Annotated in this window: 15 protein-coding genes and 1 tRNA gene; 6 read left to right on the forward strand and 10 right to left on the reverse strand. The window is 70.8% G+C overall.

The genetic code is table 11. From position 1 onward, the window contains the following. Positions 1-210 precede the first annotated feature (210 nt). On the forward strand, positions 211-3,180 hold the full coding sequence (locus ENSA7_RS14670; RefSeq protein ID WP_106089909.1) for a protein kinase domain-containing protein: 2,970 nt from the start codon (positions 211-213) through the stop codon (positions 3,178-3,180). Here ENSA7_RS14670 and ENSA7_RS14675 read toward each other — a convergent pair. After that, positions 3,162-3,242, reverse strand: a tRNA-Leu gene (locus ENSA7_RS14675). The two genes, ENSA7_RS14670 and ENSA7_RS14675, sit on opposite strands and share 19 nt — an antisense overlap. A 95-nt stretch (positions 3,243-3,337) precedes the next feature. On the opposite strand from ENSA7_RS14675, the gene ENSA7_RS14680 reads away from it, so the two are divergent. Then, a complete protein-coding gene (locus tag ENSA7_RS14680; protein ID WP_106089910.1) occupies positions 3,338-5,440 on the forward strand; it encodes a M48 family metallopeptidase in 2,103 nt (700 codons plus the stop codon). On the opposite strand, the gene ENSA7_RS14685 is transcribed toward ENSA7_RS14680, so the two are convergent. The 3 genes from ENSA7_RS14685 to ENSA7_RS14695 all read right to left on the reverse strand — a co-directional run bounded on the left by ENSA7_RS14685 (position 5,428) and on the right by ENSA7_RS14695 (position 11,326). Next, positions 5,428-6,237: an HAD family acid phosphatase gene (locus tag ENSA7_RS14685; protein WP_181233745.1), complete on the reverse strand. Its 810-nt coding sequence runs from the start codon at positions 6,235-6,237 to the stop codon at positions 5,428-5,430. The two genes, ENSA7_RS14680 and ENSA7_RS14685, sit on opposite strands and share 13 nt — an antisense overlap. Positions 6,238-6,498: 261 nt before the next feature. Then, complete coding sequence (locus ENSA7_RS14690) at positions 6,499-7,800, reverse strand: hemolysin family protein (RefSeq protein ID WP_181233746.1); 1,302 nt, start codon at positions 7,798-7,800, stop codon at positions 6,499-6,501. A 247-nt stretch (positions 7,801-8,047) separates the two neighbouring features. Further along, positions 8,048-11,326 (reverse strand): DEAD/DEAH box helicase, encoded by a 3,279-nt coding sequence (locus tag ENSA7_RS14695; protein ID WP_106089913.1) that lies wholly within the window; start codon positions 11,324-11,326, stop codon positions 8,048-8,050. Between the two features lie 316 nt (positions 11,327-11,642). Here ENSA7_RS14695 and ENSA7_RS14700 point away from each other — a divergent pair, with 316 nt between their 5' ends. From ENSA7_RS14700 to ENSA7_RS14710, 3 genes are all read left to right on the forward strand, one after another. Beyond that, entirely contained in the window at positions 11,643-12,107 is a 465-nt protein-coding gene (locus tag ENSA7_RS14700; protein ID WP_146157697.1) for a hypothetical protein, read from the forward strand. Positions 12,108-12,210: 103 nt separating this feature from the next. Continuing rightward, the gene (locus ENSA7_RS14705) at positions 12,211-12,573 is read left to right on the forward strand and encodes a hypothetical protein (protein WP_146157698.1); all 363 of its coding nucleotides are present in this window, start codon (positions 12,211-12,213) and stop codon (positions 12,571-12,573) included. Between the two features lie 20 nt (positions 12,574-12,593). Beyond that, positions 12,594-15,551, forward strand: coding sequence for an aldo/keto reductase (locus tag ENSA7_RS14710; RefSeq protein ID WP_106089916.1), 2,958 nt, complete (start codon positions 12,594-12,596; stop codon positions 15,549-15,551). Positions 15,552-15,576: 25 nt separating this feature from the next. Here ENSA7_RS14710 and ENSA7_RS14715 read toward each other — a convergent pair whose 3' ends face one another. Further along, positions 15,577-16,173: a GNAT family N-acetyltransferase gene (locus ENSA7_RS14715; protein WP_106089917.1), complete on the reverse strand. Its 597-nt coding sequence runs from the start codon at positions 16,171-16,173 to the stop codon at positions 15,577-15,579. 254 nt (positions 16,174-16,427) lie between these two features. Here ENSA7_RS14715 and ENSA7_RS14720 point away from each other — a divergent pair, with 254 nt between their 5' ends. Further along, entirely contained in the window at positions 16,428-17,873 is a 1,446-nt protein-coding gene (locus ENSA7_RS14720) for a reverse transcriptase domain-containing protein (protein WP_106089918.1), read from the forward strand. A 25-nt stretch (positions 17,874-17,898) separates the two neighbouring features. Here the strand turns inward: ENSA7_RS14720 and ENSA7_RS43645 are convergent, their stop codons facing one another. The 5 genes from ENSA7_RS43645 to ENSA7_RS14740 all read right to left on the reverse strand — a co-directional run bounded on the left by ENSA7_RS43645 (position 17,899) and on the right by ENSA7_RS14740 (position 24,166). Beyond that, a complete protein-coding gene (locus tag ENSA7_RS43645) occupies positions 17,899-18,747 on the reverse strand; it encodes an MYXO-CTERM domain-containing protein (protein WP_181233747.1) in 849 nt (282 codons plus the stop codon). 88 nt (positions 18,748-18,835) lie between these two features. Continuing rightward, positions 18,836-18,982, reverse strand: coding sequence for a hypothetical protein (locus ENSA7_RS43650; RefSeq protein WP_181233748.1), 147 nt, complete (start codon positions 18,980-18,982; stop codon positions 18,836-18,838). A 31-nt stretch (positions 18,983-19,013) separates the two neighbouring features. Beyond that, complete coding sequence (locus ENSA7_RS14730) at positions 19,014-19,937, reverse strand: hypothetical protein (protein ID WP_106089919.1); 924 nt, start codon at positions 19,935-19,937, stop codon at positions 19,014-19,016. An 86-nt stretch (positions 19,938-20,023) separates the two neighbouring features. Further along, entirely contained in the window at positions 20,024-22,111 is a 2,088-nt protein-coding gene (locus ENSA7_RS14735; RefSeq protein WP_106090108.1) for an AgmX/PglI C-terminal domain-containing protein, read from the reverse strand. Between the two features lie 273 nt (positions 22,112-22,384). After that, a complete protein-coding gene (locus tag ENSA7_RS14740) occupies positions 22,385-24,166 on the reverse strand; it encodes a vacuolar protein sorting-associated family 26 protein (protein ID WP_106089920.1) in 1,782 nt (593 codons plus the stop codon). Between the last annotated feature and the right edge of the window lie 67 nt (positions 24,167-24,233).

Raw genomic sequence — 24,233 nt, forward strand, 5'->3', positions numbered from 1 at the left:
TCCAGATTACCACTGTGTCACTGCCCCCACATACACCCTGTGCTCCGGCCGCGGGTGGTTGGGCACCCCACATATGCAGGCCTGCTTGGCGGGCGAGGGCGCGCGTGCGATCGTGAAGTGCCATGATCGTGCTGGACCGACCTGCTGGACCGTCGCTGGCGAGCGCGGCGGGGGTGGCCGATCGCTGGGGCGCGACCGTCGAAGGGTGCAGTGGCTGACGAGCGCGCGCACGAGGAGGCGACCGACGTCGTCGAGGATGGGGTCGCGTCGGCCCCGACCGCCGCGCGCTCGCGGGTGATCGTGCCCGAGCGGATCGGTCGCTACGTGGTCCTGCGCCAGCTCGGGGCCGGGGCCATGGGCGTGGTCGTCGTCGCCTATGACCCCGAGCTCGATCGCCAGCTGGCGATCAAGCTGATCCACCCGCGCGTGGCCGAGCGCGGCGACGCGCGGGCCCGAATGCTGCGAGAGGCCAAGGGCATGGCTCGGCTCTCGCACCCCAACGTCGTGCAGATCTACGACGCCGGGACGATCGACGGCCGGGTGTTCATCGCGATGGAGCTCGTCGATGGCGATCCGCTGGCGAGCTGGCGCAAGGCCCAACCACGCAGCACCGCCGAGATCTTGGCTGTCTACGTTGAGGCCGGCCGTGGGTTGGCCGCCGCCCACGACGCGGGCCTGGTCCACCGTGACTTCAAGCCTGACAACGTGCTGGTCGATCGCGAGGGCCGCGCGCGGGTGCTCGACTTTGGGTTGGTCCGCGCCGACTCGGATCTGCCCGAGCGCCCGTCGCAGGTCAGCGAGCCGATCGGCACCGAGCCGACCTTGGAGATCAGCCTGGGCCGCACCAGCGAGTCGCCACTGTTCGCGCGCGAGCACGAGTCGAGCGGGGCGTTTGGCAGCCAGACCGCGAGCGAGCTGGATCTCGAGCTGACCCACGGCGGCCAGATCATGGGCACGCCGGCCTATATGTCACCCGAGCAGTGGAGCAGCGCCAAGGCCGACGCCCGCAGCGATCAGTTCAGCTTTTGCGTGGCCCTGTGGGAGGCGCTGTACGAGCAGCGCCCGTTTCAGGGCCGCACGATCCACGCGCTCGCGGCCGCGATCAGCTCGGGCGAGCTGGTCGAGCCCGAGCGGCCCGTTCAGCTTTCGCGTCGGGTTCGCGCGGCGCTCGAGCGGGGCTTGGCTGCCGATCCGGCGGCCCGCTTCGAGACCATGGACGGGCTGCTGCGCGAGCTCTCGCACCAGGACTCGAGCCGCTGGAGCGTGCCGCTGGCCGCGGTCGCGCTGGTCGGGTTTGGGTTGCTGGCCTGGGGTCGGCTGGCGTCGGTCGAGCCCGAGGTCGAGCCGCCTCCGCCCAGCTGTGAGCGAGCCGGCGACGCGATGACCGAGGTCTGGAACCAGCCCCGGCGCGAGGCGGTGGCCAGCGCGTTCACGGCCACGCAGCTGCCCGTCGAGTCGATCCTTACCAAGCTCGACGCCGACCTCGACGACTACGCCGCGCGCTGGCAGGTCCAGGCGACCGACAACTGCGACGCGACCCGGATCCGCCACCAACAGTCCGACCAGCTGCTCGACCAGCGCGCGCGCTGCCTCGACGCCGAGCTGCAGGCGCTCGATGCGTTGCTGGAGGTGTTTAGCCAGGCTGACGAGAGCGCCGTCGACCAGGCCCTGCTGGCGGTCGAGAGCCTGCCAAGCCCGAGCGCGTGCGCGGCCGACCGGGTCAGCGAGGCCGCGCCTGCGATGCCCGTCGACACCGTGCAGCAAGCGGCCGTGAGCGAGGCAGAGCGCCAGCTCGCGCGCATGCGCGCGAGCCTGGACACCGGTCGCTACGACGAGGCGATCGAGCGCATGGATCCGATCCAGAAAGTGGTGGGCGAGCTCGACCACGCCCCGCTGAGCGCGGCGTTTTTGGTCGAGCGCGGTCGGTTGCTCGCGCGGATCGATCGGCGCGAAGAGGCGGTCGCCGAGCTGCAGCGGGGGTTCTTCTTGGCGACCGAGCTGCGCGACGATCTCCTGGCCCTGAGCGCGGCGACGTGGCTGGCCGAGGTCGAGGGCGCCCAGCGTCTGCGCCCAGAATTTGCTCAGCTGTGGGCGGATCAGGCCCGCGCGCTGCTCGAGCGCGAGTCGGGCCGGTACCCCGAAGCCGCCGCCGATCTGGCCGACACCGTCAGCTGGAACGCCTACTTGCGCGATGATCTCGACGAGGCCCGCGCGGAGGCCCAGCGCGGCCTCGCGCTGCTCGACGACGCCGAGCTGGCCGCCCCGATGCGGCGCATGGCGTTGCTGCTCGACCGCGGCGGCGCCGAGTACCGCGCGGGCGACCTCGCCGAGGCCGAGGCCTCGTTCACGGCCGCGCTCGAGATCGCCACGCAGACCGTCGGCCGCGACAACGCCAACGCGACCGGGGCGCTCAACAATTTGGCCGTCACCTACAGCGCCGAGGGGGAGTACGAGCGGGCCCGGGCGCTGCTGCGAGAGAGCGTGGAGACCCGCGAGCGCGCGCTGGGGGGCGGCAACACCAGCGTCGGGGTCGGCCTGAGCAACCTCGCCGACATCGAGCTCGAGCTCGGCCACGGGCCCGAGGCGCTCGCGGCCATCGAGCGTGGCTACGAGATCCTGCTCGCTTCGCTGGGGCCCGATCAGTACCCGACGGTCATCGCTCAGCAGCGGCTGGGCCTCGCGCGGGCGATGGTCGGGCGGCATGAAGACGCGATCCTGGATCTCCGCGGGGCCCTGGCCAGCGCCGAAGATCCAGCCGGTCCCGACCCCAGCCTCGCGCAGGAGCTGCGCGCCGATCTGCTCGTGGTGCTCGCGCTGGCCGGCCGCGAAGCCGAGAGCGCGGCCGAGCTCGAGCTGGTTCGAGCCGCCGATCCGCAGCTGTGGCGCGAGCTGATCGCCGCTGGCCGGTTCGCCGCCTGGGTCGGGCAGGTCGAGACCGCGGACGCGCTGCTGAGCATGGGGATCGAGCGGGCAGGGGACCCCTCCGACGCAGGCTCGCGGCGCAGCTTGGCCCTGGGCAGGCTCGCGCTGGCCGAGCTGCTGCTCGAGCGCGACCCCGAGCACGCGCGGCGCTTGCTGGCCGGCGACCTCGAGCGCGACCTCAGCAGCGCGCCCAAGCTGGCGGCCAAGCTCGCCGAGCTGAGGGCGACGACGACCCAACATGCCCGGGGCGGGATTTGAACCCGCACGTCCGAAGACAAGGGATTTTAAGTCCCCCGCGTCTACCATTCCGCCACCCGGGCCCGCCGGCGGCAGTCTCTCACGCACGAAAAGGCGGTCAAGCCAGACACCCGCGTCAGCCTCGAACGCCGACCCGGCGGGCTGCTAACGTCACCTGGTGGCCGAGCCGATCAGCGCGTACCCGCCGAGCGTCGCTGCGCCTGGGATCGATCTGGGCGCCGGCCCGGCCTACCGTCGCGGCGTCGTTCGGCTGCTGCTGGGACTCGTCGGCTTCGCCCTGATCTACCTGGCGATGTTGATCGGCTGCGCGGCGGCGATGCTGGTGGCGGTCGAGTCGGCGTGGCGAGAGCCGGGGCTGTGGCCGGTGGCGATCATCGTGACCCTGATGTTCGGGCCGCTGCTGTCGTTCTTGCTCCGCGGGCTGGTCCAGCGACCGGGGCTGAGCGAGGCCGCGCTGACGATCGACGTTCACGACCACCCGCGACTGCAGGAGTTCGTGGCGCAGCTGGCCCGTGACGCTGGCGCGCCGACGCCGGGCCAAATCTCGCTGAGCGTGGGCGTGAACGCGGCGATGGTGCGGGGCCACTCGACCCTCGCGTCGCTAGTTGGCGGTCGCTGCGAGCTGATCGTGGGGCTGGGCCTGGTCAACGTGCTGGATCTGCGCGAGTTCAAGGCGGCGCTGGCCCACGAGCTCGGTCACTTCGCGCAGTCCAGCACCCGGGTCGGGCAGTGGGCCCACCGCGTCACGATCGTGCTGCGCGGGATCGTTTTGGAGCGGACCCGGTTCGACGCTCGCCTGGCGCGGGGGCGGGCCGCGAAGCACGGCCTCGTTCGGACCCTGGCCGAGGTCCTGAGCGTGGGCGTGAGGGGGGCGCGGGGGGTCCTGGCGTCGCTGCTCGCTCGCATCATGCATCTGAATCGTGCGCTCGCGCGCGAGCTCGAGTTCAACGCCGATCTCCACGCGGTCGCGCTGTGTGGCAGCGATCCGCTGGTCGCCGCGCTGTGGGGCGCGCAGCGGGGCGCGCTGGCCATGAACGCGGCGATCGGGGCGCTCACCGAGCTCGCCAAGCACGGGGTGTTCACCGAAGATCTGTACGCGCATCACCAGCTGCGCCTCGAGCAACTCGACGAGCGCCTCGCGGGCGCGCGCGGGCCCATGCTCCACGCGCTGCGCGAGCCGTATCGCTGGGGTCGGCGGCTGCACTTTCCACCCGGTGAGACCCCAGCCGAGGTCATGCGCTACTCGCATCCGAGCTACCGCGACCGCGAGGCCAACGCCAAGCAGTGCTACGTGGCCGCGGATCAGACCCCCCAGCCGTCGGCGTGGACCCTGTTCGAGCCAGGTCCGCAGCTGCGGCGCGAGCTGACCTTGCGAGCCTACGCGCAGCTCGGGCTCACACCTGATCCAGCGCAGCTGCAGCCGGCCGCCGAGGTCGAGGTCCGGCTCACGGAAGAGCTCGCCGAGCGTCGCCAGGGCGCCCACCACCACGGCTTCTACGACAACCGCGTGGTCAACCCCGGTCCGATCGATGCGCTGCTGGCCGAGCTCGAGGCCCAGCCGCCCACGACCGAGCAGCTGCAGGTTGACGTGGAACCATGGCGCGGGCCTGCGTTGGCCGCGTTCATGGCCGCCTGGCGCGAGACCGAGGCGAAGCTCGAGCGGCCCCAGCAGCTCGAGCGCGCCCAGGCCGAGCGCGCCGCCCAGCTGGTTGAGGCCCACGCGGGCGATCGCGCGGTGTTTCGCTGGCTGTGGCATCGCGCGAGCCCGCGGCAGCGCGAGGAGCTGGTCGAGCGGCATCGGTTCTCGAGCTTCGTGCAGGGCCAGATCATCGCCCTCAACGCCCACCATGGTCGGGTCGCCGCGCTGTTCGCCAGCGTCGATGCACGGGAGTACGAGCTGGCGTCGCACGCCCCGCTCGAGCTGCTCGACGCGCTCGACGCTCTGCATCGAGATCTGGCCAGCTCGCTCGCGCTGGCGCGAGACGTGGCGCTGCCGGAGCTGCGCAACCTCGAGACCGGCGGGTCGCTGGCGGCTGCGTTGCTCGCCGACCCGCTGATCGAGGCGCTCGCCCACGAGGCCCCGCTGCGGCCGTGGCTGCAGCAGTTCATGGCCCAGGTCACCGGGATCCACGGGCGACTGCGCACGCTCTACTACAAGAACCTCGGTCAGCTGCTGGCGCTGCAGGATCGCATTGATCCGTTCGAGCCCGAGCCTGAGACCGAACCCGAGCCCGAGAACCCCCCCGATCAGTCCACGTGATAAAATGGATTCGGCATCAGCACCGTGTGGCCAGCGTGCCCGCCCGCCAGATCGCTCGCCTGATCCCCCAGCGTCAGCGCGATCGTGAAGCCCTGGTCCTCGAGCTTGGCCCGACGTCCGCTCTTGTACTCGGCGGCGGTCAGCTTGGTCTCGGCTTCTTCACGCAGGATCAGCGCCTCCCAGCCGTCAAACCCGGCTGCTCGGAGCGCGCGCTCGGTCGCGTCGCGTTGGTGCTCGCGGCGCCCGGTGATGAACACGACAGCAACCTTTTTGGCGCGAGCGTAGTCGTAGAGGCTCTTCATGCCCGCGATCACGCCCGGCTTCCCGGTCTTGACCCACTGATCCCACTCCTCGCGCACGAAGCAGAACCCGGAGCCCGTGAGCTGCTCAAAATTGTCGAGCGCGGTCTCGTCGACGTCGAGCACGATCGCCAGCTTCTCGCCGCTCTTGCGCTTGGCGACGCGCCGCTCGAGCTGGGCCTGGGCCTGGGCGGCGACGCGAGCGGTGACCTCGCCATGCGGACCTTCGGGCCCGCCGTAGGCCGTCAGGGATCCGATGACCTGCTTGCGGCAGCCGAGCTCGGTCTCGTGCTTGATCGTCAGGGCGTCGCGCTCGATCGTCACGTTCTCGAGCTTGCCCTTCAAGCTCGCGACCTGGGCCGAGAGCTTGGCCTCGCGCTTGCGGGCGGTCTCCAGCGCCTCCGCAGCGTCGGCGTCCTTGCAGCCGAGCGGAGACGAGAGCAGCCAAGCCAGGACGACGAGGCTCGAGACGGGTCGGGAACGCGGGCGACCAAGCATGTTCCCCCCCATGCTAAAGGTAATTGGCGGCATTGGCCCGCTCGGAAGCGTGCGCTTCACCAAATTCGGCGCTCGAGTCCGATCGCTCGCTGCGCTCGCTGCTCGGGGCTGTCGAGCTTCTGCGGCCCACTGTCACGTCAGCGTTTCGGGCGGCGCGGGAACAGCTCGATGACCGCGCCTCGCCGTCGTGGACCACGCTGATCGCGGAGGCCTCGCCGCGCTGCGGGAGCGGGGCGCGGGACTCGACATCATGACACCCTATCAGCGGTCGGTGGGCTCGCGCGGCGTGAAGCAGACCCGCGCGATGCTTCGACGTCGACCAACACGCACGACCTCGGCGTCGTAGGCCCCGACGACGAGCGTGTCGCCCTTGCGTGGTAGGCGGCCGAGCGCGGCGATGATGTAGCCGCCGACCGTGTCGTGGGTGTCGACGATCTCGACGCCCAGCAAGCTGCTCGCCGCCGGCAGGTCGAGCGCGCCGTCCATCTCGATGACGCCGTCGTCACGCTGCTCGAACGCCGCTTTGACCTCGTCGCGCTCATCGTGGAGCGGCCCGACGATCTCCTCGAGCGCGTCCTCGAGGAACACCATCCCGACCATGGTGCCGTGCTCATCCAGGACGATCGCGCCTTGGTGACCCGTCTGCTGCGACTCGACGATGAACCGCGACAGGGGCTGGGTGTCCGGCACGAACAGCGGGGCGCGGGCGATCGCGTCGAGCTGCACCTCGCCACCCCCGAGCACCGTGTCGAGCAAGTCGCGGGTCAGCAAGATGCCCACGACCTCGTCGAGATCCTTGTTGCACAGCGGCCAGCGCGAGTGGCCCAGCGAGCGCACTCGCTCGAGGTTGTCCTCGGTCGTCGCGGCGAGATCGAGAAACGCGACTTGGGTGCGCGGCACCATCACGTGGCGGATCTCGAGCTCGACCAGGTCGAGGATGTTCTCGGCGAACATCCGCTGGCGCGCCGAGATGTTCCCAGCCGAGGCCGCGGCGCCGATGATGCCCTTGAGCTCGCGGACGTCGGCGTCGTGCTCACCGTGCCCGGCCGAGACCCCAACGAGGCGCAGCAAACCGTTCGACACGACGTTGACCACCACGATCAGCGGCTTGAAGATCATGGTGAAGAGCTTGAGCGGCAACGATAGCCGCAACGAGGTGCGCTCTGCCGTATGGATCGCCCAGATCTTCGGCCACTGCTCGCCGAGGATCATGTGCAGCAGGGTCACGATCGTCAGCGCCAGGCCGAACGAGACCACATGCAAGGTCGTGCTGGCGTGGGTATCGAAGCCAAGCGACGCCGCGCCCAGCTCGATGAGGGCCGCGAACGCAGGCTCGGCCAGGTAGCCGAGCACGAGGCTTGCGATGGTGATCCCCAGCTGACAGGCGGAGAGGTAGAGGTCGAGCTGCTCGATCATACCGAGCAGACGCTTGGCACGCGCGTCGCCCTGCTCGGCCAGGGCTTGCAGCCGGGTAGGACGTGTCTTTACTAGCGCGAACTCGGCAGCCACGAAGATGCCGTTGAGGAAGACGAACACCGCGGTCAAGATGAGCTTGGCGAGCATCTCACCGTGGGACTTCGCCGATTCAGCGCGCGGAATCAACGGGTGACCGCGACAGGCCGTCCTCGGTCGCGCATATTGCCGCTCCCCGCAGCGGAGCACAGATCTTGGCGAAGTCGGCGTGGGCGACGGTGCAGGGGTGTAGGCGGCCTCGAGCGGTGGACAGCGTGAGTGCTCCACCAGATCGCGACGTGAGGTCATCGATCAGCTCGACAGTGGCGAAGATCCAGCTGCGTACGCTGGCGAGGCCTCAGCGTTTTGGGCGGCGGGGGAACAGCTCGATGACCGCGGCCTCGCCGTCGTGGGCCGCGCTGATCCCAGGGGTGTCGCCGCGCTGCGGGAGCGGGACGAACTCGGCCAGTGTGCGCGGGCCTAACTCGACGAGCGGGTCGCGTGGCTCGGGATCGACGGGGAACTCGTCTTCGAGCTCGTCGTCGTCGTCGGCTGATCCGCTGGCGCCTGGATCGGCGAACACGGCCTCGAGATCTTCACGGGTGAGGGCGTCGACCTCGAGTCGATCGGTGTCGATCGTGGCGTTGAACAACTTGCGCTTGCGGGCCTGGAGCTCGAGGATCTTGTCTTCGACCGTGTCGGCGGCGACGAGCTTGTAGACCATCACGGGCTTGGTCTGGCCGATTCGGTGGGCGCGGTCGGTGGCTTGGTCCTCGCTCGCCGGGTTCCACCAGGGATCGAGATGAAACACGTGGTCGGCCTCGGTCAGGTTGAGGCCGAGGCCGCCGGCCTTGGTGCTGATCAGAAACACGGGTGGGCCCGCCGGGTCCTGCCAGCGCTCGAGCACGGCGCTGCGATCGCGGGTGCTGCCGTCGAGCCGGAGGTGGGCGATCCCGGCGGCGCCCAGATCAGCGGACACGTGATCGAGAAACGACGGCCAGGTCGAGAACACCAGGCTGCGGTGGCCGTCGGCGCTGGCCTGGGCCAGCAACAGCCGCAGCAGCTCGAGCTTGGCCACGCGCCCGCCCAGCTCCCGGGCCTCGGGGAACGGGAGCAGGGCCGGGTGACAGCAGGCCTGGCGCAGGCGAGTCAGGGCCTCGAGGATGTGCAGGGTCGCGCCGCCGATCCCCTGGTTGTCGACGGCTCCAAACACGCTGGCCCGGTAGGTCGCGCGCACGCGCTCGTACATCTGGCGCTGCTCCTTGCCCAGCCGACAGCGCAGCACCTGAACCTGCTTGGGCGGCAGCTCGTCGGCGACCTCGCGCTTGAGCCGACGCAGCAAGAACGGACGCAGTCGGCGGCGCAAGCGGGCCAGCGCGGCCCCGTCTTCGTGCTTGTGGATCGGCTCGACCCAGCGCTTGCGGAATCGCCGACGCGAGCCAAAAAAGCCCGGCATCAGCAGCTCGAACAAGCTCCACAGCTCGAGCACGTTGTTCTCGAGCGGGGTGCCCGTGAGCGCGACCGGGTGCGCGGCGACCAGGCTCCGCGCGACGCGGGCGAGCTGGCTGTCGGGGTTCTTGAGCGCCTGCGCCTCGTCGAGGATCAGGTGGCGAAACCGCTGGCCCTTCCACAGCTGGGCGTCGTGTCGCAGCAGCGCATAGCTGGTCAGGATCACGTCGGTCTCGCCCGCGCTCGGCAGGCTCCCGCGCCGCGGTCCATGGTGCAGGTGCGCGCGCAGCTGCGGCGCGAACCTGTCGATCTGCTCGCGCCAGGTGTGCAGGACCGAGGTCGGACACACGATCAACGAGGGCGGGCCTGCGGGAGTGCCCGCGTGGGTGTCGAGCAGCAGCGCCAGGGCCTGCACGGTCTTGCCCAGGCCCATGTCGTCGGCGAGGCAGCCGCCCAGGCCGTGGTCCCGCAGGTAGCACAGCCACGCGAACCCGCGCTGTTGATAGCCGCGCAGCTGCGCCTGGAGGCTGGCCGGGGGCTCGCGCTTCCCAACGCCTTCGAAGCTGGCCAGCGCCTGGGCCCGCCCGCGCCAGTGGGTCGCGCGCTTGGCCTGCTCGGGATCGTCGCTGACAAACTCGCCGAGCAGCTCGGACGCGAGCGGCAGCGCGTGGGCGCCCAGGCCATGCTCGGCGTCACCGCCCAGCTCGACCAGCTCCGCGAGCGCGCGCCCGTGGCGATCGAGCCAGCGGGTCGGCAGCGCGGCGATCCGGGCGTCGGGCAGCCGAATGAAGCGCTGACCCGCGAGCCAGCTGGCGATCACCTCGGGGGCCGGCAGCGCGTGGCCGGCCTCGCCCTCGGCCACGAAGTCGACCTCGAGCTCGAACCAGTCGGTGCTCGGACCCAGGCGCATGCGGGGCCCGAGCGGCTCGGCGAGGACCCGGTTGTGGGACAGCGCCGCCTCGCCAAACACGACCCAGCCGCGCTCGCGCAGGGCTGGCATGCCCTCGCTGAGAAACGCCCACGCCCACTCCTCGAGCAGCTCCACGCTGGCCTCGCGCCCGACGCGATCGGTGAACTCGGCCCGGCGCGCGCGCTCCCACCTGGCGTCGCGGACCAAGGTCAGATCATCGCCGAAGCTGAGGCCGCCGCGCGCGTGCAGGCCGAGCTCCACGCAGCGGCCGTCGACCAGCTCGTAGGCCAGCTTGGCCGTGCAGCGCAGCACCTCGCCGCGCTCTTCGAGGTACAGCCGAGCCTCGCGGCGGGCGACCGGGCTGGCGCCGACCTCGACCGGGGTCGGGATCTCGATCGGCACGGGCGCGTGGGCCAAGATCGTGCGCGCGAGCTGGTCAAAGTCATCGACGCTCAGCTGCACGGGCTCGACGCTGATCCGATCGAGCAGGTGGGCCGGGATGTCGTCGGCGAGCGGACGCAGGACGCCCGCGCTGGTCAGCACGATCGACGGCTCGAGCCGCCAGTGATCGAGCACGCCCTCCGACCAGCGGGCCTCGAGCAGACCTGGCGGCCCGGCGCTGATCCGCAGAGTCGGGCGCCACGCCAGCGTCGACGCGAGGATCGGCAGCTGCTCCCAGCGCAGCTCGAGCGCCTCGCCGGCCTCGGCCAGGGCCGCGAGCAGCTCGTGGGCCACGCGCGCGCGCAGGCGGGGCGCCTGGCGGGCGTAGGTGTCGAGCTTGCGCAGCTCGGTCAGCTGCGCGACCAGATCGTGGACGCGCAGCAGCTCGTCGCTGGGGTTGGCCTTGGCGCGCAGCTTGTCGACCGAGCTCGGGCATCGGATCGGCTTGAGCCAGCCGTCCCCGCGCTTGTTGGCGCGCAGCAGCTGGACGTCGAAGTCGAAGCCGCGCTCGTAGCCGCCGGTCGGGAACACGTGGATCAGCAGCCGACAGGCCCGATCGGAGCGCGGCGCGGGCGGGGGCGCGGCGTCGGTCGACAGGCCGTCGCGCGGGTGATCGCGCAGGAGGTAGTCGAGCTCGAGCGCCCAGCTCGGTCGGTCGAACAGCTCGCGGCCGTCGGGGCGTCGCCACAGCTCGAGCACCACCACCGCCGCGCGATGCTCACAAAACCCGTGGGCCTCGTGGGTGGCGCAGCTGCAGCGGGCGTCGATCTTGCACCACAGGCCCTCGCCATCGGGGAACTCCAGCCAGGGATCTTTGGCCCACTCGCGGCGGATCACCGTGAGCGCGGCGACCAGCTCGGGGACCTTGGCGAGGGCCTCGTCGGGCAGCCGGCCGCGGTGCGAGAGCCACGCCAGCAGCCCGCGGACGCGCGCGACCGTGACGAGCTCCGGCGGTGGACGATCGAGGACGATGAGGACGGTGTTAGCCCGTCGAGGCCCGACCGGTCCAGGCCTGGCCTTGGCTGCTCGGACCCGCCGCGAGTCGGGGCGCTCGCCCCGATGATCCCCGCTCGGACTTCAACGCAGATCGGCGTCAACGTAGCCACTTTGGTCTCACAGTACGGCCAGAGCGCACCCAAGATGAAATTACATGATGACAAAACACGTCGACGGCAGCTCAGAGATCATCCTCGATGCCCGCCTCCGGCCGTTGCTGGTCGCAACCTGGGTCGGGCCCGCGACGCTGGACTTGATCGCCGCGTTCCAAGCCTGGATCGACGCCGAGATCGCCCGGGCAAAGCCTCGAGCCGCGCGGCTCATGCTCATCAACGACGGCAGCGCGGCTGGGCGCCCGCCCGCGGACGTGCGTCGGGCGTTCTCGGAGCAACGCGTGGATGAGCAGATCCTGGTCAGGACCTACGCCGTCATCGATAATCCGCTGGTCCGCGGGGCGATGACAGCGATCGGCTGGCTCATCGGCGATCGCTTCAGCGTGACCTCGTGCAAGACGATGGCGGAGGCGTTGGCGACGGCGGCCACCGATGCCGACGCCCTGGGGATCACGCTGCCCACGACCCTCGAGCGCGAGGCCCGGGGCTCCGCGGCACGCTCGGCCTGAGCCGCGATCCCCCTTGCCAGTCCTGGGCCGCCCCCCGCCAGCGCCGGCCCAGCACGACCGCACGCCCCGCCGTGACCGGACGGATCTTGCTATGTTGGCGGGCATGCCGATCCGGCCTGGCGTGGACGCACTGCTGAAGGAGCTCGCGGTGAACCCCGACGAGGAGCCGCTGCGCGTACGAGCGTCACAGCTGCTAGCCCGGCTCGGTCGTCACCGCGAGGCCTTCGAGCTGCTGCGCGATCGCTTCATCAACCTCACTGCCCACGACGGCCCGACCTTGCCGTGCCTGTGTCGCCGCTGCTTGCAGCCCGATCTTGGTCACGCCCACGCGCGAGACATGGACTTCGCGCGTCGCTTCGTGGTCGCGCGTGGGCGGGTGCTCTACTACTGGGCGCCGCTCGAGCTCGCCGATGATCCTGGGCTCGCGCGATCCGTGGGCGCGCGGCTGAGCGCTCGCCTGGCCTGAACTCTGATCGCGCGCCTGCCATGACCGACGCCATCACGCCCCATCGCCCTCGGCGCGGCCGGATCGAAGCCGGCTGCGGCGAGGCCCTGATCGAGCTGCTCAACCCCGATCCGGTCCTGCGCCGCTACGCCGTGGACGCGGTCGAGCTCGACGCTGTCGGACTCTACGCCCTGCGTGATCGGCTGCTGGGCGACACCCACGGCCCGGTGCGCGTCGCGGTCGCCGAGCGGCTCGCGCGGGCGGCCCGGCGTCGGTTTGGCACCGGGGCGCCCACCCGGGACGAGGCTGCGCAATGGTTGCTCGAGGCCCTGCAGGATCCGCTGCCGAGCGTGCGTGAGGTCAGCTGTCGCGCGGTCGCCCGGCACCTGGATCGCGGCCCCGAGATCGAGGCCCGCCTCGCGCAGATGTTGACCAGTGATCCGAGCTGGCGAACCCGTCGAGCGGCCGCGCGCGCGCTGGCGGCGGTGGCTGGCGAGGGTGGGATCTCGGGGCTGATCCCGGGCCTGGAAGATCCGTTCTGGCGGGTCCGACACGCGGTGATCCAGGCGCTGGCTCTGATCGCGGCGCGGTCGTCAGACGAGGACGATCAGCGCGCGCGGGTCCGCGAGCAGATCCTGGCCGCAGGTGCCCACCTGCAAGAGGCCGCTCGCGCTGCGCTGGCCTACCTCGCGAGCGGCTGGCCCGAGGGTGAGGGCGAGGTCCCGGCGGTCCTGGGGCTGATCCGAGATCCCGGATTCGGGCTCGAGCTCAGCGACCCAGATCCAGCCGTGGTCACGGCCCGGCTGCTCGCTGCGAGCGCGGTCGATCCCGACAAGTTGGTCCCGCTGCTGGCCGAGTCGCACGTGCCGCTGCGCGAAGAGGCGGCGCGGCGGCTGGCGAGCGTGGACGATCCGACCTGTCTGCTGCCCGCGCTGGCGTGGCTCGAGGATCCGCGGGTCCCCAACGCGCCCGCGATCGTGCGTCGCTTGCTCGATCGGATCGGCGACCGAGCGGAGCCGCTGGTCGAGCGCGCGCTGGACAGCGGCCGGCCCGGCGCGATCGAGTGGGCGCTGACGTGGATCGCGAGCTACGCGGGCGAGCGACTGCACGCGCGCTTGCCAGGGCTGGCTGCCCACGCAAACGAGCGGGTTCGGGCGGCGCTGGTCCGCACGTGCAGGCAGCTGATCGAGCGTGAGCGAGGGCAGGGGGCCCAGCTGTGGGCGGGCCTGATCGAGGAGGCGACCCGCGACCCGAGCCCGAGCGTGCGGGAGGCCGCCGCGCTCGCGCTCGCGGACCGAGACCTGGTGAATTTGGTTGGCGAGTGGAGTGACGCGAACCTCGGGCCGCGCGCGCGCGCGCGGGTCGTCGAGCTCGCCCGCGACTCGGAGCTGAGCGAGCACGGCATGACCGATCCTGATGTGCGGGTGCGGCTCGCCGCGATCGGCGATGGCTCGGCGCTCAGCCCGAGCTGGCGGGCCCGGATGCTGGCGGACGCCGATCCATGGATCCGCGCCGCGAGCTTGGATCGCGCCGCCGCGCTGGCGAGCTTGCTTGGAGACGACGAGCGCGATCCAAGCGTCCGTCGGATCGCCGCCAGGTTGCTGGTCCGCGAGCGCGAGCAGATCGAGCCAACGACCGTGGTCCGGCTGTTGGCCCGGGCCAGCGCGGACGCGGACCCGTGGGTGCGGGCGCGCGCGCTGGACCTGATTCAGTTCAACCGTGACGACGCAGCGGATGACCCCGAGCTGCTGGCGGCGTGTCTGCTGGCGACCCGCGACGCCGCCGCGATGGTGCGACTGAGCGCGAGCGCCAAGCTGGACGTCTGGCCGCAGCTCGCGGATCGGCTCGAGCACACGGTCACCGACGGACGGGCGGATCAGGCCGAGCTGTGCGTGGCCGCCTGGTCGCGGCTGATCGTCGAACTCGAGCCCGAGCCAGCGCGGGCCCGCGTCGAGCGAGGGATCGTCGAACTCACGGATCCGCGGGTCCGGGCCCACCTGCTCGAGCTCGCGGTGGTGTTCGGGGCGGACCCGCCAAGCCACGCGCTGGCCAACCAGGTCAGCGCGACGAGCCCACGGCCGGCATGGGAGCCCCCGCCGCCAGCGCTTGTCAGCAAGCGGGCGCTGGGTCGCACCGGGATCGAGCTCGCCCCGCTGGTGATCTCGGGCGCGCTCTCGCCGACCCCGTCTTCGCTCGCGCAGGCGGCCGAGCGCGGCGTCGACACATGGTTCTGGGAGCCGCGCCACGCCAACTTGACCCGATTCTTGCGGCAGCCGATCCGTCGCGGCCAGCAGGTAATCGCGGGCAGCTTCCACGCGGATCGCCGCGGGCTCACCCACGATCTCGAGCTCGCGCGGCGTCGGCTGCAGCGCGATCACATCGATCTATTCTTGCTGTTCTGGGTTCGCTCGCCCGCGCGCCTCGATCCGGCCTCACTCGAGACCCTGCGCGAGTTTCAGCGCCGCGGATCGATCCGCAGCTACGGGTTCTCGACCCACGATCGGTCGATCGCATGCGCCGCGATCGACAGCGGCGATTGGCCGGTGATCATGACTCGACACAGCGCCGCCCACGATGGGGCCGAGCACGAGCTGCTGCCGGCCGCCGCGGCTGCGGGGGTCGGCGTGCTGGGCTTCTCTGCGCTGTGCTACGGCCGAATGCTGCGGCCCTCCGCCGTGTTCGAGCAGGGCGCGCCAGCCCCAGACTGCTACCGCTACTCGCTCTCGCAGCCGGCGGTCGCGGCCTGCATCAGCGCGCCGAGCCGCCACCGCGAGCTGGTCGAGAACCTCGACGTGCTCGACGCCTCGACGATCGATGGGTCCCGCCAGGAGGTGCTGCGCGCCCACGGCAAGGAGATCTACGCCGACAACAAGCGCTTCGATCGACTGCTGCGCCGCGGCGGCACGGCCCCGCTGCGCGAGGCGATCCTCGAATTATTCGAGCGCGCGTCGGAGCCCAGCGACGCCGAGACCGAGAGCGTGCCTTCGTCTCAGGGGTGATCACCGCTTGGGGGCAGGGCCCGGTTCACGGCGCGGGCGGCCTCCACTCGCGTCGCAGCAGCCCCAGCATCGCGGAGTCGGCGACCTCGGTGCCCACTCGCCAGCGCTCGCGCAGCAGGCCCTCGCGGACGAACCCCAGGCGCTCGAGCAACACCAGCGACGCGGCGTTGCGGGGATCGACGTCGGCCTCGACACGCTCGAGCCCGAGCGTGTCGAAGCCGAAGCTGAGTACGGCGCTCGCGGCCTCGCTCATGTAGCCGGAGCCCCAGGTGTCGCGGGCGAGGGCGAACCCAATGTCCGCGCGTCGGTTGGAGACATCCAGCGAGGCGAGCGTGACCGTACCGATCACCCGCCCGTCGCTGCGCCGCTCGACGCCCCACTGGTACAGCGACTGGTTGGCGAAGCACGCGTGAATCTGCTCGATCAACGCGCTGGCTTGCTCGCGGCGCTGCATCGGGAGCGAGCTCCAGTAGCGCATCGTGTCCGGGTCTCGGAACACCTCGAACACATCGCTCGCGTCGGCCAAGGTCAGCCACCGCAAGCGCACGCGGGCAGCGTCGAGCGTCGGCAGCCGGTCACCGCTCACCAGCGTGACCGCGGGCTTGTTCGGCGGGTCGGACATGCAGCCACAAGCTACTCCGATCTCGACCCACGAACAGGCTTCGCGCAGCGCCACACTCGTGAGATACTGCCCCCCGACCTGGACCGCGCCGAGCTAGCCACCTGTCCGCGATGCAACGTCGCGGTTGCGCCCGACTTCCACTGAAGGACTCGTGTTGCGGGGAACGCTCTGCGGCTTCTTCTTCCCCGCACCACGTCGTGCCGAGCAAGTAGATCACGCGGTCCAGGTCTTCCTCCCTCGTCTGTCGGTCCGCGATGTTGCTCGCCAATCTCATCTTCGAGCTGCGCCCGCTCCTCGATGATCCCGAGGCCAACCTCCGGCAGATCGTCGCCCGGCTGCGCGCGCACGATGACTTCGCCGAGTACGAGGTCGCCCGGCACTACGTGGCGGGCAAGCTCGAGGGCGTGATCCGCAGCTGGCTGGCCAACCCTGATCCGCGGGTCCGCGCCGAGGCGATCGAGGCGGTCCGTCAGGTCTTCTCGCGGCCGGCGGCGGCCAAGCTGCTGCGGCACCTGGTCAAGGACGCGACGATCAGCGTGCGTGGTGCCGCCCGGCGGGCCGTCGACGAGCTGGGCCTCGACGACGTCGCGCTGCGCAACACCAGCCTCGCGGTGCCTCGCTCGCCACGCGGACGCGGGGGCTTCAACCCCACAGGCTGGGAGTTTGGCACCGGCGCCCACCGGGGTCGTCCGCGGCTCGAGCCAGCCGCCACGCGCGCCGGCCTGCCCACGATCCCCGACCTCGCCGCGCTGACCAGCTGGCTGCGGATCGACGCCGACGGCCTGCGTCGCCTGATGCGGCCAGGCGGCCACACGGGAGCGCCCTACGTGGACTTCGAGATCCCCAAGGCCCGCGGTGGCCGGCGCACGATCTCGGCCCCACGCGCGCCCCTGCGGGCGGTCCAGCGACAGATCCTCGCCGAGATCCTGAGCAAGGTGCCGACCCACGACGCCGCGCACGGGTTCGTCCCTGGCCGCTCGACGGTGACCCACGCGACGCCGCACGTCGGCGCGCGGCTGCTGCTCGCAACCGACATCCGCGACTTCTTTCCCACGATCCACTACTGGCGGGTGCGGGGGCTGTTCTTCACGCTTGGCTACGGCGAGGCGGTGGCCGGCGCGCTCGCGGCTCTGTGTACGCGCCGCGACGTGATCAACCCCGAGGCCGAGGCGCCGACTCGTCGCGTGGTGTGGCCAGGGTGGATGCCGCAGGGGGCCCCGACGTCTCCCGCGATCTCGAATTTGGTGTGCCGCCGGCTCGACGCGCGGCTGTCCGGGCTCGCAGCCAAGCTAGGCGCCCGCTACACCCGCTACGCCGACGATCTCAGCTTCTCGTTTCACGATCCCGAGCTCGTCGAGCGGCTCGAGATCGGCCGGGCGTTTTGGTGGATCGATCAGATCCTCCAGCAAGAGGGCTTCGCCGAGCACCTGGGCAAGCGCCAGATCCTGCGCCCACACCGGCGGCAGCTGGTCACCGGGTTGGTCGTCAATGATCACCTCACCGTGCCGCGGGATGCTCGGCGTCGGTTTCGGGCGATCCTGCACAACTGCAAGCAGCGCGGGGTTGCGAGCGAGGCCAACGGCCGCGATGACTTTCCGGACTACCTGCGCGGGTTTGCGGCGTACGTGCACATGGTCCAGCCGAAGCTGGGCGCGCGCTGGGTCGCCGAGGTCGACGCGCTGCTCGTCGATCACGCGTAGACGCGGCGACCCCCGAGGGGAGCTGTCAGGCGTCGATCCGGACTCGTTCACGCCGGCGAATGCTGAGCAGTCCGATCAGCGAGAGCGCGAGCAGGCCGAAGCCCGAAGCGTGATTGGAGACGTCGCAGCCGCACCCCTCGGCGCCGCCACCGTCGGCCGCCCCCGAGTCGGAGCCGGTCCCAGTCTCGCCGTCATCGCCGGCCTCGCCCGGGTTGCCTGTGTCGCCGTCGCCATCGCCCCCATCGCCGGTGGAGTCGCCATCGCCGGTGGAGTCGCCGTCGCCATCGCCGGTGGAGTCGCCGTCGCCGTCGCCGGTGGCGTCGCCGTCGCCATCGCCGGTGGAGTCGCCGTCGCCGTCGCCATCGCCACCACCATCGTCGGTGGTGGAGTCGCCGTCGCCATCACCATCGCCCGTGGTGGAGTCACCGTCGCCATCGCCATCACCGGTGGTGGAGTCACCGTCACCGTCACCCGTGGACTCGCTCGTGGAGTCCCCGGTGTCGTCCCAGCCAGTGTCGACATCCCCGGTGTCGTCCCAGCCGGTGTCGACCTCACCGGTGTCATCCCAGCCGGTGTCCACGTCGCTGGTCCCGGTGTCGGCCTCGCCCTCGTCACACAGATCCAGAAAATCGAGGCAGACCTGCTGCAGCTCGGCCTCGCTCAGCCCGGCGTAGTCGTCCCCACCCGAGCTTCCGAACCCGCCCCCGTCGCAGGTGCACTCTACCGAGTCGCCCATGTCATTCGAGACCGTGCACTCGCCGAGGTCATTGGCACACATGACCTCGGCCGCGCTCGCCGGGCTCGGGCGCCCAACCAGCAGGGCCAGGGTCAAGAGGGGCAGAACGGACGCGAGGACGCGGGTGCGCAGATTCATGGGTCGGGGTGTGCCACGCGCGGCGTGGGTCGATCACGCGCGCGACTACACCGAATGATCGGCGTAATGAAGCCCACCGGATCGGCCGTCACTCGCCGCGCCTGCGCTGCTTGTCCGCGAGCGTCTGTCGGATCAGCTTGGCGAACCCACGCTCGTGGGCCCGGCGGCGTGCTCGCTGGCGCGGCGGGCGCTGGGTCAGGCGACGACGCTCATCAGGCCATACGATGAACCGCATCGTGGCCGGTGGCGACCCAGCGCTCGAGCGGTCAGATCATCCGAAAGCCGGCGCCCCACCGGGCGCGCATTCGATCGGCCAGCGCCCGGGCGGACCAGCTGGCGTCCGAGACCTCGAGGATTGTCAGCCCCGACAGCTTGGTGGACTCGAGCAGCGGCTCGAAGTCCGCGAGCTTGGCGTCGACGTCACGCAGATACAGCGCCTCGAGGCGCTCGAGGCGGTCGGTCGCAGCCAGCTGCGCCAGGCCCTGCGCCGAGATCGGGTTGCCGGTCAGGTACAGCGCTCGCCACTGATCGCGGCTCGGCGACTCGAGCAGGCGCGCGAGCGCGGCGTCGTCGATCTCGTTGGCCGTCAGCGTCAGGCCACGGAGCACGCGAGTGTCGAGATCGCACAGGTGTCGGCAGGCGTCCGCGTCGATCCTATTGCCGAGCAGGTTGAGCCGCGCGAGCTTGGGCAGCGCGAGCTTGGCGAGCGCGGCGGCACCCCGCGCGCCCACGCGGCCCGACACGCACAGGTAACGGAGCCGCTCGGACCAGGCGGGCCGTCGCTCGCACAGCCGGATCAGCGCGTCGTCGTCGACCTCGCGCAAGCTCAGGCGCTGGATCGGATCGCGCTCGAACAGCTGATCGAGCGCGCCTTCGAGCTGACTGAGCGGACCTTTGAGGCTCTCGACGAAGCCGCGCTTGAACGTGGGTTCGATGTCGAGGAGGTCGAGCTCGTTCGCCCAGACGTGCCAGTCGTCGACATAGGGTTGCTCGCGCGCGCGCAGCTGCTCGGCGATCGCGAGTCGCTCGCTGCGAAACGCGTCGCGCTGATGCAGGTGCAGGCTGACGAGCTCCCCGCGAGGGTCGCCAGCGCTGAGCAGCCAGTCGGCGTAGACTCGCCAGCTGTCGAGATCATCGAGGTCGGCGAACGCGGCGGCCTCGAGCTCGAGGTTGCGGGCGCTGGGGTCCACCCCGCGAGTATCGACAACCGACCGCGCGCAGACAAATGAAAGCGCCCGGGACGAGGTCCCGGGCGCTCGATGGGGTGAACCGAGGCTCAGCGCGATTGCAGCAAGAACGGGTAGCTGACCAGCGCCGTGCCGCCACCGACGACGCGGGGGAACTGCCACCGCTTGACCGCCTTGGCGATGCAGTTGGCGACCGAGCCGTCCTTGGCGGTGTCCTCTTGCACGACCGAGCTGCCGACCTTGCCCGTGCCCATGATCGAGAACTGAATGGTCACGCGGCCCTGCAGGTTGGGGTTCTTCAGCAGCCCTGCGTTGTAGCAGCTGCGGACCTCGTTGAGGTGGGCGCGGACGATCCGGCGGATCATGTCCCTGTCGATGCCGCTCCCGGTGACCTCGCCCTTGCCGACCCGTGGAACCGGCACCTTCTCCTTGCGATCACCGAACCCGATCACGCCGCCGTTGCCACCTTGGTTGCCGTGGTACAGGCCGCCCGTGCCGTTGCCGTGACCGAGCAACCCGGTGTTGCTCATGCCGATCAGGCCCCCAGCCGTGCCGCCACCCTGGCGGCCGACTCCCACGAGGCCGAGCCCCGCGTTGCCGTAGGAGGCCGCCTGATCGACGCCGACCAGGTTGCCCCAGATGTCGGCGTCGTCGTTGCCGACCGCGAACGCGCCACCGTCGACGGACGCGAGGAAGTGCTTGTCGGTCGAGGCGAGGATCCCCAGGATCCCGGCCGTGCGCGCCGACTGGTTCGGATCGAAGTGGCGGGTGATCTGGGGGACCGCGTGCTTGGGCCCCTTCATCGCGTAGGCGCCCTGGCTCGACTTCTCCTTGGGGTTGCCCATCTTGCCCTCGGGCCCAGCCGCGCGCTTGCCCGACTCGCCGCTCTGGGCCTCGTCGTCGGGCACGTCGGAGTCCATCTCGATCGGCTCGGCCTGCTGCTCCTCGTCGGCCTGGTGGAAGTACGAGGCGAACCGAGCCGCGGCCTCGTCGTCGGCCATCTGCATGGCCAGCGCGTCGTCGGGCATCGAGCGCATCAGCAGGTAGAAGGCCGTCGCCAGCGTCGCGGTGCCGCCGAAGTAGCCCCAGAACGGCCAGTCGACCTCACCGCGTCCGGCCACGATCGCCCCGCGCTTGACCAGGTTGACGTTGAAGCGGATGTCGCCGTGCTCGACCTTGGCCCGGGCGCCGCTCGGCAGCGCGTAGTGGTAGGCGCCGTCGCTCGCGTGGGCGCGACCGGTGGCGACGAGATCCGCGAGCGAGAGCTGATGCTCGCCGAGCTCGACGCTGCCGCGCATCGCGGGCGTGAACGACAGCGCGTAGCCACCATTCATGCGCGAGATCAGCGCGGACGCGGCCGGGTCTTGCAGCCCGTCACCGCTGACCTTGAAGTTGGCCTCGCTGCCCTCGCCGATCGTGAAGGCGTCGAGCCCCACATCGCGGCGACGCAGCGCGCCACCCAAGAACGGCACCACACCCAGGAGCGCGAGCATCAAGCCCAGCGAGCCAGTGCCGAGCCCTGGGGCGGGCGGCGCCTCAGCGTGACGCTGTTGCGCCTCGGCGACCGCGGCGTTGTGTTGCTCCCACGGCTGCGACACCTCGTAGCCAAACAACCCGAGCCCGCCGACCATCAACACCCCACCAAAGGCCATCAGCGGCAGCACGGTGCGTCGGCGGCTGCGGGTCTGCCCGACGTGGGCGACGTCGAGGATCGAGCGACCGTAGGTGGTGATCACCTCGGCGACCTCTTCGCTGCTGTCCTCGACCTTCGAGAGATCGATGCTGACGTTGGCCTGGGGGGCAGGGGCGGCCATGACTGGCGCGCTGGCGACCGCGGCGGTCGGCTCATGATGGACGGGCGCGGCGACCGAGTCAGCGATCGTCAGCTCGAGGCGGTAGGGGCCGAGCTCGAGCTTGTCGCCGCTGGAGAGCTCGTGGCTGCGATCGATCATGTCGCCGTTGAGCAAGGTGCCCGAGCTGCTGCCGAGGTCGATGAGGCGGACATCTCCGGTGGCGCCGACCTCGATGACAGCGTGCATGCGACCCACGGCCTCACCCTCGAGCCGCAGGTGGCTGCTCGACAGACGCCCCAGCTTGATCACCTCTTGCGAGAAGCTGCGAGTGTCGACGAGTTGGTCGTTGAGGAAGATGCGAAAGCTGATCGTCTTGCTGGCCATGATGTTCTTCACCCTCGGGCTCGGCGAACGGCCGAGCGGAACTAACGTGAAAGTCGTGCGGGGCCTTGGTGCGGGGGCGTCGACGCTGCATCGCAAGCAGTGCGGGGCGGGGTCGAAGCCTCGGGGGCCATCGCGTTGTTCGGGGCCAGAGACATCGACCCCCCCTCGAGGTTCCGAGCCTCGGAAAAAATATCTAGCGCCCAAGTGCTTGAATTCACTGGCGCATTGGCTGGCCGCGCGGGTGGCTAGCGTTGTTTTCAGCGCGAGCCTGGCTCAGCGGTAGGGGCCTTGATCGCCTCGAAGCAGGCGTCCGAGCGCAAACATGGCCTCGACGCGGTCGCGCTCGAGGTCGGGATCGGGGAGCGGGGCTGGCAACAGCACGCGCACCCGCGTGGCTTCAATGTGCAGGGCCACGCGCGCGGGGGCGATCCCCCATTGCGGTGGATGCACGAGCTCGACGATCGGCAGCTCGTGGTCGGGCAGCGCGGTGTCGCCGGTCCAGATCAAGTGATGGCGACTGGGAATCATGGTCGAGGCGTCGAGCTCGATCCGGGTCGCGCGGAGCTGGCCGTCGTCATTGAAGTCACAGCCGATCACCAGGCGCAGCTCGTCGCGGACCAGCTCGAGGCGCAGATCGCCGCGGCGTAGCTGCGCACCTCGCCGCCTGGCCGCTCGCTCCCAGCCGGCGAGGTGCTCGCCCATGACCGCCGGGGCCGGCACGCTGTCCGGGAGCGCCGCGAGCAGCGGCGCCAGCGTGACCAACCACCCGGCGAAGTCCCGCAGCGGCGCGAGCTCGAGCCCGGCGCCGTCGAGGGCGAACCGCAAGTGTCGATCGTCGGCGGCGAGCAGCTCATGGTCGACGTCCTCGATCCGCTCGCCCAGCTGCGCGTGGATGACCGCCAGCTGCGCGGCGTCCCGTGACGCGAGGCCGGTCTCGATCGCGCCGAGCAGGGTTCGGCGCTCGCGACGGACATGCAGGCCGACCCCGAGATCGGGGAACTCCAGCAAGCCGTGGATCCGCGGGCGGCCGTCGTGCTCGTGGCTGCGGTGCAGCTCGATCGCCACGCCATCGACCACCCCGCGCAGCCGATCATCGGCGAACTCCAGCCCGGTCGCGTGCGCGACGTTGGTCCAGATCAAGCGCAGCCGGGCCGAGCCAACCGCGAGCGGGGCGGCGAACTCGGCCTCGTCGACCCGCGCCCGATCCTGAACCCGAGCCTGCACGTGGATCGGGACGCGCAGCTGCGGGTTGACGCCCCACGCGACGTCGGCGTGGATCTGCAGCAGCCAGCGCAGCTCGCAGCCGTGCAGCTCGAACGCGGGCTCCAAGCTGTTCGGCAGCTGCAGATTGAACAGGATCGGCTGCAGCTCGCCGGGGTGAGCGTCGAGGGCGACCGCCCAGCGGTTGACGATGTGGTCGTTGGACGTGTGCCCGAGCCCCTCGGGGAACCGCTCGCGCGCGACCACGTCGACGTGGAGCTTGCGGTAGCGGTTGCGATCGACGTTGCCGAGCGCAGCGCTGAGTCGCAAGGTGCCGCCGGCGACCACACACCGCTGACCCAGCGAGACCTCGATGTACGGGCCCTTGGCCGGCGGGCCGCCAGCGTGGCTGACGAACACCATCGCGCCTTCGTCGGCGATCGGGCGCGGGGCGCCAGCGAGACGGACGACGAAGTCCACGCGCTTGTCGGGCCACCACGGGATGTCGACGTGGACGCGGACGCCATACTCGACGTTGAGTCGATCGCCCTCGCGCGAGCCGGGCAGCTCGGCGTTGAGCGAGACCGCGGTCTCGAGCCGATGCTCACCCGCCGCGAGCTCGGTCTGATCGGAGAGCAGGGGGATGTGGTGGTCCAGGAACCGCGAGCTGTAGCGATGGCGACCGTACTGCCCGGTCGTGTACCACGCGACATCGCCAATCAAAGTGAGCGAGACCGCGTCGACTGGCACCGGCTTGGGGCACTGCAGCTCGACGATGAACTGCCCGATCTCACCGGCGACCAGCGCTCGCGGTAGCAGCAGACGGACATTCGGGCGAGTCTTGATCAGCGCCATCGGCGGCCTCGCGCGATTGGACCACGCCCGTGTGGCCGCGTCGAGTCGCGCGCGCCGAGTCGCCGCG

It is taken from the genome of Enhygromyxa salina (assembly GCF_002994635.1).
GTDB classification, from domain to species: domain Bacteria; phylum Myxococcota_A; class Polyangia; order Nannocystales; family Nannocystaceae; genus Plesiocystis; species Plesiocystis salina_B.